15 protein-coding genes are annotated in these 13,764 nt (G+C 71.9%); 11 read left to right on the top strand and 4 right to left on the bottom strand.

The genetic code is table 11. The annotated features are described in order from the left end of the window. Window positions 1-457 precede the first annotated feature (457 nt). From FFT21_RS03850 to FFT21_RS03835, 4 genes are all read left to right on the top strand, one after another. The gene (locus FFT21_RS03850; RefSeq protein WP_137812303.1) at window positions 458-673 is read left to right on the top strand and encodes a hypothetical protein; all 216 of its coding nucleotides are present in this window, start codon (window positions 458-460) and stop codon (window positions 671-673) included. 105 nt (window positions 674-778) lie between these two features. Next, on the top strand, window positions 779-1,036 hold the full coding sequence (locus FFT21_RS03845; RefSeq protein ID WP_137812302.1) for a hypothetical protein: 258 nt from the start codon (window positions 779-781) through the stop codon (window positions 1,034-1,036). A gap of 93 nt (window positions 1,037-1,129) precedes the next feature. Next, entirely contained in the window at window positions 1,130-1,513 is a 384-nt protein-coding gene (locus FFT21_RS03840; protein ID WP_137812301.1) for a hypothetical protein, read from the top strand. After that, window positions 1,510-1,875 (top strand): immunity protein CdiI family protein, encoded by a 366-nt coding sequence (locus tag FFT21_RS03835; protein ID WP_137812300.1) that lies wholly within the window; start codon window positions 1,510-1,512, stop codon window positions 1,873-1,875. Before FFT21_RS03840 ends, FFT21_RS03835 begins: the two co-directional genes overlap by 4 nt. A gap of 130 nt (window positions 1,876-2,005) precedes the next feature. Here the strand turns inward: FFT21_RS03835 and FFT21_RS03830 are convergent, their stop codons facing one another. From FFT21_RS03830 to FFT21_RS03815, 4 genes are all read right to left on the bottom strand, one after another. Then, entirely contained in the window at window positions 2,006-3,160 is a 1,155-nt protein-coding gene (locus FFT21_RS03830; protein ID WP_137812299.1) for an acetyl-CoA C-acetyltransferase, read from the bottom strand. 180 nt (window positions 3,161-3,340) lie between these two features. Next, window positions 3,341-4,003, bottom strand: a complete 663-nt coding sequence (locus FFT21_RS03825) for a TetR/AcrR family transcriptional regulator (RefSeq protein ID WP_137812298.1) — start codon at window positions 4,001-4,003, stop codon at window positions 3,341-3,343. A 24-nt stretch (window positions 4,004-4,027) separates the two neighbouring features. Beyond that, entirely contained in the window at window positions 4,028-4,804 is a 777-nt protein-coding gene (locus FFT21_RS03820; protein WP_137812297.1) for an SDR family oxidoreductase, read from the bottom strand. 97 nt (window positions 4,805-4,901) lie between these two features. Next, complete coding sequence (locus FFT21_RS03815) at window positions 4,902-6,062, bottom strand: acyl-CoA dehydrogenase family protein (RefSeq protein WP_137812296.1); 1,161 nt, start codon at window positions 6,060-6,062, stop codon at window positions 4,902-4,904. An 88-nt stretch (window positions 6,063-6,150) separates the two neighbouring features. Between FFT21_RS03815 and FFT21_RS03810 the strand changes: the two genes are divergently transcribed. The 7 genes from FFT21_RS03810 to FFT21_RS03780 all read left to right on the top strand — a co-directional run bounded on the left by FFT21_RS03810 (window position 6,151) and on the right by FFT21_RS03780 (window position 13,729). Next, window positions 6,151-7,782 carry a FadD3 family acyl-CoA ligase gene (locus FFT21_RS03810; protein WP_137812295.1) on the top strand — a complete coding sequence of 544 codons (1,632 nt, stop codon included), beginning with the start codon at window positions 6,151-6,153 and terminating at the stop codon, window positions 7,780-7,782. Continuing rightward, window positions 7,779-8,621, top strand: coding sequence for an enoyl-CoA hydratase (locus FFT21_RS03805; protein ID WP_137812294.1), 843 nt, complete (start codon window positions 7,779-7,781; stop codon window positions 8,619-8,621). The genes FFT21_RS03810 and FFT21_RS03805 overlap by 4 nt, the downstream gene beginning before the upstream one ends. Before the next feature lies 1 nt (window position 8,622). Next, on the top strand, window positions 8,623-9,759 hold the full coding sequence (locus tag FFT21_RS03800) for an acyl-CoA dehydrogenase family protein (protein ID WP_137812293.1): 1,137 nt from the start codon (window positions 8,623-8,625) through the stop codon (window positions 9,757-9,759). A gap of 134 nt (window positions 9,760-9,893) precedes the next feature. Continuing rightward, window positions 9,894-10,907 carry an acyl-CoA dehydrogenase family protein gene (locus FFT21_RS03795; RefSeq protein WP_137812292.1) on the top strand — a complete coding sequence of 338 codons (1,014 nt, stop codon included), beginning with the start codon at window positions 9,894-9,896 and terminating at the stop codon, window positions 10,905-10,907. 29 nt (window positions 10,908-10,936) lie between these two features. Continuing rightward, window positions 10,937-12,082 carry an acyl-CoA dehydrogenase family protein gene (locus tag FFT21_RS03790; RefSeq protein ID WP_137812291.1) on the top strand — a complete coding sequence of 382 codons (1,146 nt, stop codon included), beginning with the start codon at window positions 10,937-10,939 and terminating at the stop codon, window positions 12,080-12,082. 163 nt (window positions 12,083-12,245) lie between these two features. After that, complete coding sequence (locus FFT21_RS03785; protein WP_137812290.1) at window positions 12,246-13,388, top strand: 3-ketosteroid-9-alpha-monooxygenase, oxygenase component; 1,143 nt, start codon at window positions 12,246-12,248, stop codon at window positions 13,386-13,388. Continuing rightward, window positions 13,385-13,729: a hypothetical protein gene (locus tag FFT21_RS03780; protein ID WP_307722897.1), complete on the top strand. Its 345-nt coding sequence runs from the start codon at window positions 13,385-13,387 to the stop codon at window positions 13,727-13,729. Before FFT21_RS03785 ends, FFT21_RS03780 begins: the two co-directional genes overlap by 4 nt. Window positions 13,730-13,764: the final 35 nt, after the last annotated feature.

Below are 13,764 nucleotides of genomic sequence, written 5' to 3'. Positions count from 1 at the left end.
CTGGAAACGGAACGGTACCGGCCAAGGTCAAAACGAAAGCTGCCTGAGGGAAACCCCAGGCAGGAGCGCCCAGACCTAAAGTCGGCTACACCCACCGCGTCAGCCTCCGACCCTCCCACAGTGAGACGCAACGCCATGCGCAGCGCGCGGGTCTCCCGCCCGGTCCACTGGCCCACGGTCGGCATCCTGTTGGCTCCTCTCCCGACCCGATCGAATCATGTTGGCAGGCCATGGCGCAGCAGGGCTGCAACGAGAGTGCAACACCAGATCATTCCCGGATGGTGCTCGACTCGCCAAGCTCGGAGCCAGGCCCCGCCGCCGGGAGCCGCCCAACCGGCCCCAGTTGGGCGTCGTGATCCGGCCGAGCCGAGTCCCCGGTCGGCTCTCCGGATACGCCATTTCCCCCGGCGGCGGGCGCCGTCTCAGGCCACCCGACGAGAGGTACGGCGAGGTCGTCATGGCGGACGTCATCTCTTTGCGGCTGTACCGCAAGAATCGGCTCACTCCGGCCGCCGAGCCGCGGATGCCCGAGCCAGCGCAGCTCTACGCCCTCATCGGGCTGGCCCTGCTGTTGCACGCACCGGTGAGCCGCACGGACGCGTGCGGTCAGTGCGGACAACCGTGGCCGTGCCCGCAGGTGCGGCTGGCCTGCCGGCTACGGGACGGATTCTGATCCATACCGATCTCGCCGACAGCGGTGCTGTCGCCCATCATCTCGATCGTCAACGAAAGGTAGCGCCGAACTGCGCTTTATCGACACCGAAAGGACACCCACGCCATGGGATACATGGACGACGCGGCGGCTGCGCTCCGCGCGGCGGCCAATCAGGTACCGGTTAACTATCTCGTCGAAGCGGAACAACAGTTAGGCACGGTAGCGCAGTATGCCCAGCAGGCGGGCGGACAATTCGGAGAGGCGATGGCGCACGAGGCCCTCGCCACCCAGAGCCAGGTGCAGGAACTGACGGCCATGCTGGCGGGCCTGCAGGAGAGGCTCCGAAGCGCGGCCAACGAGGTGCTGGCGCACGGTGGTTGAAGGGACCGGCAAGCCCGACAGTCCAGCTCGGCCATCAGCAGCGACTGCTCGGGAAACACGACGGCGGCGCCCGGAGTCCGCAGGGATCCGGAAGTGGATCCCTGCCTGGTGGCGGAGGTACGACGTCAGGGCCACAAGATCAGGCCACAGGGCGTTGTGCGCATCGGCCGCAACGTCGACGGCCACATCAGATGGCTGGAGAAGGACATCCCAAACGCCGGCGTTGGCCACATCATGAATCCGAAGCGTGTGGACGAGTTCGCGCGGGTCGGGGTGGCGGAGTCCGATATCGTGGACCTGGTGTTCCACGCCGCCACCCATGGTACGCCGATCGGTATCTCAGGAAAGGATCGGACGGTGTTCGAGACGGTCTACCGAGGTCGCCGACAACGAGTGGCGGTGACCATCAGCAGTAACGGCTTCATCGTCGGAGCCAATCCCGTCTCACCGGACAGGAAGTTAAAACCGTTGCCATGACCGAGAAAACGAATTCGAAGATTACCATTCGTCTGATGGCCGATTGGGAAACGGGCCCGTTCTGGGTAGCCGTCGGCGGCGGGGTCGCCCACCCCTACGGTGTCGAGGAGATCACCGATGTCGTGCCCGTGGACGTCGGACTGCTCGAGCGGGTCCAGGTATGGGACAGCCGGTTTCAGGCGACCTACGACGACGCGAACCCGCGGGACGCAGGATTCGCCACGACCGAGGAGCAGGCGACGTTCAACGCCGAGGGGCGGGAGTTGGCCCGACAGCTCAGGGAAGCCCTGCCGGCGGACATCGACGTCGAGTACGGCCCGTTCGGCGAGAACGGATACGAAGTCATCGAGGCCAGTCGCTGACCAGGTCGCAACGGGGCAACAACCGGTTCCCGACGTCACGGGTGCCGCCACGGGGTCGTGACCCGGGGCCGCGTTCCGGGGAGTGACGAGCCGCGTCCGGGCTGCCGGGCGGCCGGCTGCGGCGTGCTGGTCAGCCAAGGCGTTCGATGATGGTGACGTTGGCCTGGCCGCCGCCCTCGCACATGGTCTGCAGGCCGAACCGGCCGCCGGTGCGCTCCAACTCGTGCAGCAGGGTGGTCATCAGCTTGGTCCCGGTGGCGCCGATGGGATGGCCCAGGGCGATGCCGCCGCCGTTGACGTTGACCCGGTCCAGGTCGGCGCCGATCTCCTTGGCCCAGGCCAGAACCACGCTGGCGAACGCCTCGTTGACCTCGAACAGGTCGATGTCGCGCAACTCCATGCCGGTGCGCTCCAGCGCGTGCCGGGTAGCCCGGATCGGCGCGGTGAGCATGTAGACCGGGTCGGAGCCGCGCGCGGACAGGTGGTGCACCCGGGCCCGCGGGATCAGCCCGTACTCCTGCACCGCCCGCTCGGAGGCGACCAGCACCGCGCTGGCGCCGTCGGAGATCTGGCTGGCCAGCGCGGCGGTGATCCGGCCGCCCGGGCGCAGCGGTTCCAGCTTGGCCATCTTCTCCGGGCTGGTGTCCCGGCGCGGGCCCTCGTCCTGGCGCACCTCGCCCATCGGCACGATCTCCCGGTCGAAGCGGCCCGAGTCGATCGCGGCGACGGCCCGCTCGTGGCTGGTCAGCGCGAAGCGTTCCATCTCCTCGCGGGAGAGGTCCCAGCGCAGCGCGATCAGGTCGGCCGCGCGGAACTGGGAAATCTCCTCGTCGCCGTAGCGGTGTTTCCAACCCTCGGAGGTGCTGAAGGGGTCGGCGAAACCGTAGGGCTCGGCCGCGGTCATCGCGGCGGCGATCGGGATCTGGCTCATGTTCTGCACCCCGCCGGCCAACACCAGGTCGGCGGTGCCGCTCATCACCGCCTGGGCGGCGAAGTGCACGGCCTGCTGGCTGGACCCGCACTGCCGGTCCACGGTCACCCCGGGCACCTGCTCCGGGAACCCGGCGACCAGCCAGGCGGTCCTGGCGATGTCCCCGGCCTGCGGGCCGATGGTGTCCACGCAGCCGAAGATCACGTCGTCCACGTCGATCGGGTCGACGTCGGTGCGGTCCAGCAGCGCGGTGATCACCCTGGCGCCGAGGTCGGCGGGGTGCACCCCGGCGAGCGCCCCGCCTCGCCGGCCGACCGGAGTGCGCACCGCGTCGATGATGTACGCCTCGGACATGGAACTGTCCTCCTTCTTGACCGCGAGTCTGCGCGCCTACGATCCCGTCGGCAGGGCCGGGCTCGGGACGACATCGGTCTGCTCGTAGGGGCCCTGCCTCCGGGATCGTGCGGCGGCCGGACCGCGCTCGGTGGTCGCGGCCGTATCGCGGCTCGACACGATCACTGAAACGCCTTGGATTCAGGTGGCCGGCTGCCGGCGGGCGGCGGACCGGCGGCGCCGGGTGGAGATGCCGTCGAGCAGGATGCCCAGGTACTGCTCGGCCACCGCGCGGGCGGTCAGCGCGCCGCCGGGGCGGTACCAGCGGACCGCGACCCACACCGTGTCCCGGATGAAGCGGTAGACCAGCTCGACGTCGAGATCGGGACGGAACGCGCCGGACCGGACGCCCTCCTCGAGGATGCCGACCCACAGCTTGCGGAACTCCACGTTGAGGTCGTCGATGTAGGAGAACCGCTCGAACTGGGCCAGGTGGCGGGCCTCGTTCTGGTAGATGGCCACCTCGGAGTGCCGGCGGTCGATGCTCTCGAACGAGGCCACCACCACCGCCTCGAGCATGTCCCTCGGGTCACCCCCGGCGGCGACGATCTCCCGGTACCGGCCGAACAGCTCGTCCAGGAACCCGCGCAGGATCTCGTCCACCATGGATTCCTTGGAGTCGAAGTGGTGGTAGAGGCTGCCGGAGAGGATGCCGGCCGCGTCGGCGATGTCCCGCACCGTGGTGGACCGGAAGCCACGCTCGGCGAACATCTCCGCGGCGAGCGCGAGCAGTTCCGCCCGGCGCTCGGAACCGCCGGCGTTGCTCTCCCCGGAACCGCCCGATCGGCGTCCTCGCGGGCTCATCCTGGTCTCCTCGTCGTCGTCCTGCTACGGATGCTGGCTGGAAACCGATACCACCTCGCCGGTGAGGTAGGACGCGTAGTCGCTGGCCAGGAACACCATGACGTTGGCCACCTCCCAGGGTTCGGCGGCGCGGCCGAACGCCTCCCGGGAGGTCAGCTCGGTGAGCAGGTCCTCGCTGGTGACCTTGGCCAGGAACGGGTGCATGGCCAGGCTCGGCGCGACCGCGTTGACCCGGATGCCGTGCTCGGCGGCGTCCAGCGCGGCGCATCGGGTGAGCGCCATGACGCCGGCCTTGGCCGCCGCGTAGTGCGCCTGGCCGACCTGCGCCCGCCAGCCGACCACGGAGGCGTTGTTCACCACCGCGCCGCCGCCGCCCTGGGCGGCCATCTGCCGCAGCGCCGCCCGGGTGCACCGGAACGTGCCGTTCAGCGTCACGTCCAGCACCCGCTGCCATTCCTCGTCGGTCATCTCCAGCACCGACCGGGTGCCGCCCAGCCCGGCGTTGTTGATCAACACATCGATCCGGCCGAACCGCCGCACCGCGCCGGACAGCAACGCCTGCACCTGCCCGCCGTCGGTGACGTCGCAGGGCAGCCCGTGCACCCGGTCGCCGTGCTCGGCGGCCAGCTTGTCCACGGTCTCGCCGAGCCGCCGCTCGTGGTGGTCGCTGACCACCACCCGGGCACCCTCCTCCAGGCAGCGCCGGGCGGCGGCGGAGCCGATGCCGGTGCCGGCCGCGGCCGTCACCACGACGACCTTGTCGGCCAGCAGGTCGTGGCCGGCGGGGTAGGCAGGGATCACGGGCGCGCCTTCCTTTCCGCGGCTTCGCGCGCCCCCGCGAGCGGGTCGGCAGGGCGCGCGCTGCGGTCATCTCGGGCATCGCGACTTGACACGCGCATTACCGGGCCTCCCGGGGCAGGCCGAGCACCCGCTCGGCGATGATGTTGCGCTGGATCTCGTCCGAGCCGCCGTAGATCGTGTCGGCCCGGCTGAACAGGAACAGCCGCTGCCACTCGTCCAGGTCACCGGCGTCGGTACCGGCCACCATGGAGGGCGCGCCGATCACCTCCATGGCAAGCTCGCCGAGGGCGCGATGCCAGCCGGCCCAGAACAGCTTGGCCACCGACGCCTCGGCCATGCCCGGCGTGCCGCCGGAACCGGCGAGGGTGCGCAGCGCGTGCGCGCGCAGCACGTCCAGGCCGAGCCAGGCCCGGGTCAGCCGCTCCCGCAGCACCGGGTCGTCCACCGCGCCGTTGCGCTTCGCGAGTTCGGTGATGCCCTCCAGCTCGCGGCGGAAGCCGACCTGCTGGCCGAGGGTGGCGACACCGCGCTCGACGGCGAGCGTGCCCATGGCCACCTTCCAGCCCTGACCGACCTCGCCGACCACCAGGTCACGGGCGGTGCGGGCACCGTCGAAGAACACCTCGTTGAACTCGGACGTGCCGGTGAGCTGCTGGATCGGCCGCACCGTCACGCCGTCCTGGCGCATCGGCACCAGCAGGTACGACAGCCCGGCGTGGCGCCGGGAGCCGGGTTCGGTGCGGGCCAGCACGAAGCACCAGTCGGCCACGTGCGCCAGCGACGTCCACACCTTCTGCCCGCTGACCACCCACTCGTCGCCGTCCAGCGTCGCGGTCGTGGACACCGAGGCCAGATCGGAGCCGGCGCCGGGTTCGGAGTAGCCCTGGCACCACAGTTCCTCCACGGCGACGATCTTCGGCAGGAACCGCCGCTGCTGCTCGGGCGTGCCGAACGCGATCAGGGTGGGGCCGAGCAGTTCCTCGCCGAGGTGGCTGACCTTCGCCGGGGCGCCGGCGCGAGCGTACTCCTCGTGGAAGATCACCTGCTGCTCGACGGTGGCCCCGCGACCGCCGTACTCCACCGGCCAGCCGAGGCAGGTCCACCCGGCGGCGGCGAGGTGCCGGTTCCACGCCAGCCGCTCCTCGAACGCCTCGTGCTCCCGGCCGGGACCGCCGAGGCCGCGCAGCGCGGCGAACTCGCCGGAGAGGTTGTCCGCCAACCACTCCCGCACCTGGCGACGGAAGGCCTCGTCCGTCACGCGCACCTCCGTCTGGCCAAACGGAACCCGACCTGCGTAGGCTAGCCTACCAAGCACTTGCTTTGCCAAAGGCGCAGCGGGAGGGGACGTGAGTCTCGACGACGCGAGCACGATCCCGGCCGCCGTGGCCCGTGCCGCCGCCCGGTTCGGTGACGCCGAGGCCGTGGTCGACGGTTCGGTGCGGTTGACCTATGCCGAGTTGCACGACCGGGTCCGCACCCTGGCCCGCCTGTTCCTGGCCCGCGGCGTCGAGCCCGGCGACCGGGTGGCGGTGTGCGCGCCGAACACCCACCACTGGGCGGTGGCCGCGCTCGGCGCGCTGTACGCCGGGGCCACCCTGGTCCCCGTCAACACCCGGTTCACCGGCCCCGAAACGCTGGACGTGGTGCGGCGCAGCCGGGCTCGGACGCTGGCCGTCGCCGGCCCGTTCCTCGGCACCGACCGGCTGGCCGAGCTGCGCCGGGCCGCCGCGGCCGAGCCGGACGGGTCGCCCGACCCCGCCGACCCGGTGCCCGGGCTGCCCGCGGTGCGCACCGTGCTGCGCATCCCGACCGAAGAGCCCGCCGAACCCACCGCCGGTGCCATCGAGTGGAACGAGATCGACGCCTACGCCGACATGCTCACCACGGCCGACGCGGACGCACGCGCCGAGGCGGTCGACCCGGACGGCGTCAGCGACATCCTGTTCACCTCCGGTACCACCGGCCGCAGCAAGGGCGCGATGAGCGCGCACCGCCAAGCGCTCGCGGTGGCCGAGGCGTGGGCGGACTGCGGCGAGGTCACCGCGGCCGACCGCTACCTGGTGATCAACCCGTTCTTCCACAGCTTCGGCTACAAGGCCGGCATCCTCGTCTGCCTGCTGCGCGGCGCCACCCTGGTGCCGCAGCCGGTGTTCGACGTGGAGCGGGCGATGAAGCTGGTCGACGCGGAGCGGATCACCGTGCTGCCCGGCCCGCCCACCATCTACCAGACCATGCTGGACCACCCGAGCCGGGACACGTTCGACCTGTCCACCCTGCGGCTGGCGGTGACCGGTGCGGCGACCGTGCCGGTCGCCCTGATCGAACGCATGCGCGCGGAACTCAGCTTCCGCACCGTGCTCACCGCGTACGGGCTGACCGAGGCGGTGGTGGCCACCATGTGCCGGCCCGGTGACGACGCCGACCGGGTCGCCCGCACCTCCGGACGCGCCGCCGCCGGATTCGAGGTGCGGGTCGCCGACCCGGACGGCAACCCGCTGCCGCCCGGCGAACCCGGCGAGGTCCTGCTGCGCGGCCCCAACGTGATGCTCGGCTACCTCGACGACCCGGAGGCCACCGGCCAGGCGATCGACCGGGACGGCTGGCTGCACACCGGCGACGTCGGCCGGCTGGACAGGCGCGGCTACCTCACCATCACCGACCGGCTCAAGGACATGTACATCTGCGGCGGGTTCAACGTCTACCCGGCCGAGGTGGAGCAGGTACTCGCCCGGCTTTCCGGGGTCGCCGATTCCGCGGTGGTCGGCGTGCCGGACGACCGGCTCGGCGAGGTCGGCAAGGCGTACGTGGTCACCCGGCCCGGGCACGAACTGTCCACAGAGGACGTCATCGGGCACTGCCGCACCCGGCTGGCCAACTACAAGGTCCCCCGGCACGTCGAGTTCCGCACCCAGCTCCCCCGGAATCCCGGCGGCAAGGTCCTCAAGCGCCAACTGCGAGAGGAGTCCCAGCAATCATGACCGACGAGGACGTGGTCCGCTACGAGCGGCGGGGCCCGGTCGCGGTGGTGACCATGCACCGCCCCGAGTACCGCAACGCGCAGAACTCCGCGATGACCTACGCGCTGGACGCCGCGTTCACCACGGCGGTGGACGACAACGACGTCTCGGTGATCGTGCTCGCCGGCGCCGGCAAGCACTTCTCCGCCGGCCACGACATCGGCACACCCGGCCGGGACGTGGACGTCTCGTACGAGCGCAGGGCCGTGATGTGGTGGGACCACGTGGACAAGCCGGGCGGGGACCAGCGCTACGCCCGGGAGATGGAGGTCTACCTCGGCATGTGCCGGCGGTGGCGGGACATGCCCAAACCCACCATCGCCATGGTGCAGGGCGCGTGCATCGCCGGCGGGCTGATGCTGGCCTGGGTGTGCGACATGATCGTCGCCTCGGACGACGCGTTCTTCGCCGACCCGGTGCTGCGGATGGGCATTCCGGGGGTGGAGTACTTCGCGCACCCGTGGGTGCTCGGCCCCCGCGCGGCCAAGGAGGTGCTGTTCACCGGGGAACGGTTCGACGCCCGCCGCGCCTACGAGCTGGGCATGGTGAACCGGGTGGTCTCTCGGGACAAGCTGGAGACGGAGACGTTCACCCTGGCCGAGACCATCGCCAAGATGCCGCGCTTCGGCCTGGCGCTGGCCAAGCGGGCGGTCAACCAGTGCGAGGACCTGATGGGCATGCGCTCCGGCATGGACTCGGTGTTCGGGCTGCACCACTTCGCGCACGCGCACAACGCCGAGGTGTCGGCGGACTCGCTGGCCGGCCTGGACGCGCGCGCCATGAAGCGGGCCGGGAGCTGACGTGGACCTCGACCTGGACGCCGGCGATGTCGCCTTCCGCGACGAGGTACGGGACTGGCTGACCGAACACGTGCCGGCGCGGCCGCTGCCGTCGATGGACACCGCCGAGGGCTTCGCCGCGCACCGCGAGTGGGAGGCCACGCTCGCCGGCGCGCGGCTGTCCGCGGTGTCCTGGCCGGCGGAGTACGGCGGCCGGGACGCGTCGCTGCTGCGCTGGGTGCTCTTCGAGGAGGAGTACTACGCGGCGGGCGCGCCCGGCCGGGTCAGCCAGAACGGCATCTTCCTGCTCGCCCCGACGCTGTTCGCGCACGGCACCGACGAGCAGCGCAAGCGGCTGCTTCCCCGGATGGCGCGCGGCGAGGACATCTGGGCGCAGGCGTGGTCCGAGCCCGAGGCGGGCAGCGACCTCGCCGCGATCCGCAGCAGCGCGGTGCGCACCGACGGCGGCTGGCTGCTGTCCGGGCAGAAGACGTGGAGTTCCCGGGCCACCTTCGCGGACCGGGGATTCGGGCTGTTCCGCACCGACCCGGACGCGGAACGCCACCGCGGTCTCACCTACTTCCTGTTCGACCTGCGCGCCGAGGGCGTCACCATCCGGCCCATCCCCCAACTCGACGGCGAGCCCGGATTCGCGGAGATCTTCCTGGACGGGGTGTTCGTGCCGGACGCCGACGTGCTCGGCGAGGTGCACAACGGCTGGCGGGTGGCGATGAGCACGGCCAGCAACGAGCGCGGCCTGTCGCTGCGCAGCCCGGGCCGGTTCCGCGCCGCCGCGGACCGGTTGGTGCGGCTGTGGCGGGCGGTCGGCGCCCCGTCCGACACCGCGCTGCGGGACCGGGTGGTGGACGCCTGGATCGGCGCGCAGGCATACCGGCTGTACACCTTCGGCACGGTCACCCGGCTTGCCGAGGGTGGCGGCCTGGGCGCCGAGTCCAGCGTGAACAAGCTGTTCTGGTCCGAACTGGACGTGGCATTGCACGAGACCGCGCTGGACCTGCTCGGCGCCGAGGGCGAGCTGACCGGCCGGTGGCTCGACGGCTACCTGTTCTCCCTGGCCGGCCCGATCTACGCGGGCACCAACGAGATCCAGCGCAACGTCGTCGCGGAGCGGCTGCTCGGCTTGCCCAAAGGGACGTAGATGAGCGTGTCGAGGCGCGGCACCCACCCCGGCAGAGCGCGCACCGGGGCGTCAGCGTGCTGACCTCGGCTACCGCAGCGACGCCCCGGCGAGACGATCGCGGTCGCGCGGGGTCGCGGAGAGGACGGTGACCGGTGAAGTTCACGCTGAGTCCGGAGCAGCGGCAGTTCGCCGCCAGCATCGGCGATCTGCTCAGCGGCTCCGACGTGCCCGGCCTGGCACGCCGGTGGGGCGCCGGACAACCCGACCTGGCCACGTGGCGGCGGCTCGCCGACCTCGGGGTGACCGGGCTGGCCGTGCCGGAGCGCTGGGACGGCCTGGCCGCGCACCCGGTCGACCTGGTGGTCGCCTTCGAGGAGCTGGGCCGGCACGCGGTGCCCGGACCGCTGGTCGAGTCGGTGGCCGCGGTGCCCACCCTGCTGGTCGAGTTGGGCGACGACGCGCTCGCCGGGCGCTGGCTGCCCGCGCTCTCCGCCGGGACCACCGTGGCCACTCTGGCGGCTCCGCCGCACCTGCCCTACGCGCTGGACGCCGACCTCGCCGACCCGGTGCTGCTCGTCGTGGACGGCACCCTGAGCCTGGCCAGGACCACCACCGCACTGTCCTCAGTGGACGCAACCCGCCGGCTGTTCGCGGTGGACGGTGCCGGCGTGCTCGCCTCCGGGCCGGCGGTGACCGCCGCGGCCGGGCGGGCGTTCGACGCCGGCACCCTGGCGTGTGCCGCGCAACTGGTCGGCGCCGGCCAGGCACTGCTGGAACGGGCCACCGACTACGCGAAGCAGCGCAGCCAGTTCGGCCGGCCGATCGGCGCCTTCCAGGCGGTCAAGCACCAGTTGGCGGACGTCCTGGTCGGGCTGGAGCTGGCCCGGCCGCTGGTGTACGGCGCGGCGGTGGCGGTGGCCGACCGGTCCGCCACCGCCGGCCGGGACTGCTCGGCCGCCAAGGTCGCCGCCGGCCGGGCCGCCTACCAGGCCGCGCGCACCGCGCTCCAGGTGCACGGCGCGGTCGGCTACACCCAGGAGTACGACCTCGGGCTGTGGCTGACCAAGGTCCGCGCCCTGCTGTCCGCCTGGGGCACCGCGACCACGCACCGCGCCCGCGTCGCGGCCGCACTCCGGGACGCGGCCACCACCGCCGCCCGTAGATAACCAAGCGATTGTTTGGTTTACTCCGGGGCGTGTACGCGTTGACCGAGGAGCAGGTGGCGCTGCGGAACGCGGTTCGGTCGCTGCTGTCCCGGCGGTCCGACCCGGCCGCGGTGCGCGCGGCGGCGGCGTCCGGCCGCGGCTACGACCCCGACCTGTGGTCGGTGCTGTGCGAGCAGATCGGCGTCGCGGCGCTGGCCGTGCCCGAGGAGTACGGCGGCGCCGGGGCCGGGGTGCCGGAGATCCGGTTGGTGCTGGAGGAGTTGGGCCGCACGCTCACCCCGTCGCCGCTGCTGGGCTCCGCGGTGCTGGCCGCGCAGGCACTGCTGGCCTCCGGCGACGCCGAGGCGTGCAAGCGGCTGCTGCCCGGGATCGCGGATGGCAGCCGGATCGCCACCGTGCTGTGGACCGGGCCGGCCGGGCACTGGTCCGCCGAGGACACCGCCTGCTCCGCCGAGCCGCGCGGCACGGGTGGCTGGGCGCTGCACGGCAGGGCGCACCACGTCCTCGACGGCGACCTGGCCGACGTGCTGCTGGTCGCCGCGCGCACCGACACCGGCATCGGGCTGTTCGAGGTGACGCCGCACCAGCCGGGCGTGCACCGCCGGCACGCCGCGACCATGGACCTCACCCGCCGGCTGGCCACCGTGCGGCTGGCCGGTGCCACCGGGCGGCGGATCGGCGACGACGCCCGGCCGGCGCTGCGCCGGGCCCGTGACACCGCCTGCGCGGCGCTGTCCGGCGAGCAGGTCGGCGCGGCCAGCCGGTGCCTGGAGCTGACCGTGGAGTACGCCAAGGCGCGGGTGCAGTTCGACCGGCCGATCGGCAGCTTTCAGGCGCTGAAACACCGGATGGCGGACATGTACGTGCTGGTGGAGACGGCCCGGTCGGCGTCGCACGCGGCGGCGCAGGCGGCCGAGGAGGGCGACGCCGAGCTGCTCGCCGCCCGTGCCGCGGCGGCCAAGACGTACTGCTCCGAGGCGCTGTGCCGGGTGGCCGCCGAGATGATCCAGTTGCACGGCGGCATCGCGATCACCTGGGAGCACGACGCCCACCTGTACTTCAAGCGGGCGCACGGCAGCGCGCAGCTCTTCGGGCAGCCGCGCGAGCACGCGGCCCGGCTGGGTCGGCTGCTCGGCCTGGACGGCCCGGCCCGCTCCGGCGGGTCGCTCGGCTGAGCCGACACATCGCCGCCGACCAGCGTATCCGGGGCAGCCACGTGCGCCACTGTGAAACGTGTTCTACTCTGTGCGCGACCGAACACCGAGAACGGATGGCGTCAAATCGCCACCGGTCGATAACCTGTTTCAGGCAGGACGGCTCGCACACCGGAGGGACGCGATGAGTGGGAACGGGGTCCGCAGCATCGATACCGGCGCCCCGCCGCAACGGTTCGCCCGTGGCTGGCACTGCCTGGGCCTGGCCGACACCTTCCGGGACGGCAAGCCACACGCCGTGGAGGCCTTCGGCACCAAGCTCGTCGTCTTCGCCGACTCGGCCGGCGCCCTGCACGTGCTGGACGCCTACTGCCGGCACATGGGCGGCGACCTTTCCCAGGGCACGATCAAGGGCGACGCGGTCGCCTGCCCGTTCCACGACTGGCGCTGGGGCGGCAACGGGCGCTGCGTGGACATCCCCTACGCCAAGCGGGTGCCGCCGCGGGCCCGGACCCGATCGTGGCTGACCCTGGAGGAGAACAGGCAACTGTTCGTCTATCACGACCCGCAGGGCAACCCGCCGCCGGAGCACGTGGTCATCCCGCGCATCCCCGAGGCGTTCGAACCCGGCTGGTCGAACTGGACCTGGGACAGCGTCCGCATCGACGGCTCGAACTGCCGGGAGATCATCGACAACGTCGTGGACATGGCCCACTTCTTCTACATCCACTTCGCCTTCCCGACCTACTTCAAGAACGTCTTCGAGGGCCATGTGGCCACCCAGTACCTGCACTCCCGCGGCCGCCCGGATGTCGGAGCCGCCCAGGGCAACTACGCCGGCGAGGACGTGACCCTGCGGTCGGAGGCGTCCTACTACGGCCCCTCCTACATGATCAACCACCTGGCCACCAACTACCGGGGCACCCCGATCGACGCCATCCTGATCAACTGCCACTACCCGGTGACCCCGGAGTCCTTCGTGCTGCAGTGGGGCGTGACGGTGAGGAAGCTGCCCGGCCTGGACGACGCCCAGGCCGACGCGGTGGCCGGCAAGTTCGCCAAGTCCTTCGGCGTGGGGTTCCTGCAGGACGTGGAGATCTGGCGGAACAAGACCCGCATCGACAACCCGCTGCTGTGCGAGGAGGACGGCCCGGTCTACCAGTTGCGCCGCTGGTACGAGCAGTTCTACGTGGACGTGGAGGACGTCACCGAGGACATGACCCGCCGCTTCGAGTTCGAGGTCGACACCACCCGCGCGGTGGCCTCCTGGGAGGCCGAGGTCGCGGCCAACCTGGCCAACCGCCAGACCGAGACGTCCACCCGATGACGGACCACGCCGCAGTGCGCGCCGCCTCCGCCGAGGCAGGTTCTCCCGCCGAGGCGGCGAATGACACCGCCGCCGACCGGAGGCTGTATCTGGAGGGCGGGCTGCGACCGCTGACCTGCCACGGCTGCGGCATCGAGGTGCTGGTCAAGAAGCTCAGCCCGGAGCACACCAGCATCCAGTGGACGACCGGCACCGACCGCTGCCCGGAGATCGCCGCGCGGGTCGCCGCCGGGGAACACCCGGCGCGCGTGGACACCTGCGCCCGGCTGCGCGCCAGCATCGAGCACGCCGTCCACGAGGGACTGGTGGAGGTGCCACGCCGGGAAGCCGACGCCGGCTGACCACCCGCGGTCGCGACTGATCCCTCGTCCTGGAA

This window comes from Gandjariella thermophila, from assembly GCF_005405885.1.
GTDB lineage: Bacteria > Actinomycetota > Actinomycetes > Mycobacteriales > Pseudonocardiaceae > Gandjariella > Gandjariella thermophila.
The sequence above is the reverse complement of the archived record's forward strand: the minus strand, read 5'-3'. Positions and strand labels throughout refer to the sequence as shown.

Excerpts from the sequence above, each read along its gene's own strand:
- FFT21_RS03785 (WP_137812290.1), top strand. The coding sequence starts at position 12,246 with ATGAGTGGGAACGGGGTCCGCAGCATCGATACCGGCGCCCCGCCGCAA.
- FFT21_RS03845 (WP_137812302.1), top strand. The coding sequence starts at position 779 with ATGGGATACATGGACGACGCGGCGGCTGCGCTCCGCGCGGCGGCCAAT.
- FFT21_RS03835 (WP_137812300.1), top strand. The coding sequence starts at position 1,510 with ATGACCGAGAAAACGAATTCGAAGATTACCATTCGTCTGATGGCCGAT.
- FFT21_RS03825 (WP_137812298.1), bottom strand. The coding sequence starts at position 4,003 with ATGAGCCCGCGAGGACGCCGATCGGGCGGTTCCGGGGAGAGCAACGCC.
- FFT21_RS03780 (WP_307722897.1), top strand. The coding sequence starts at position 13,385 with ATGACGGACCACGCCGCAGTGCGCGCCGCCTCCGCCGAGGCAGGTTCT.
- FFT21_RS03805 (WP_137812294.1), top strand. The coding sequence starts at position 7,779 with ATGACCGACGAGGACGTGGTCCGCTACGAGCGGCGGGGCCCGGTCGCG.
- FFT21_RS03850 (WP_137812303.1), top strand. The coding sequence starts at position 458 with ATGGCGGACGTCATCTCTTTGCGGCTGTACCGCAAGAATCGGCTCACT.
- FFT21_RS03830 (WP_137812299.1), bottom strand. The coding sequence starts at position 3,160 with ATGTCCGAGGCGTACATCATCGACGCGGTGCGCACTCCGGTCGGCCGG.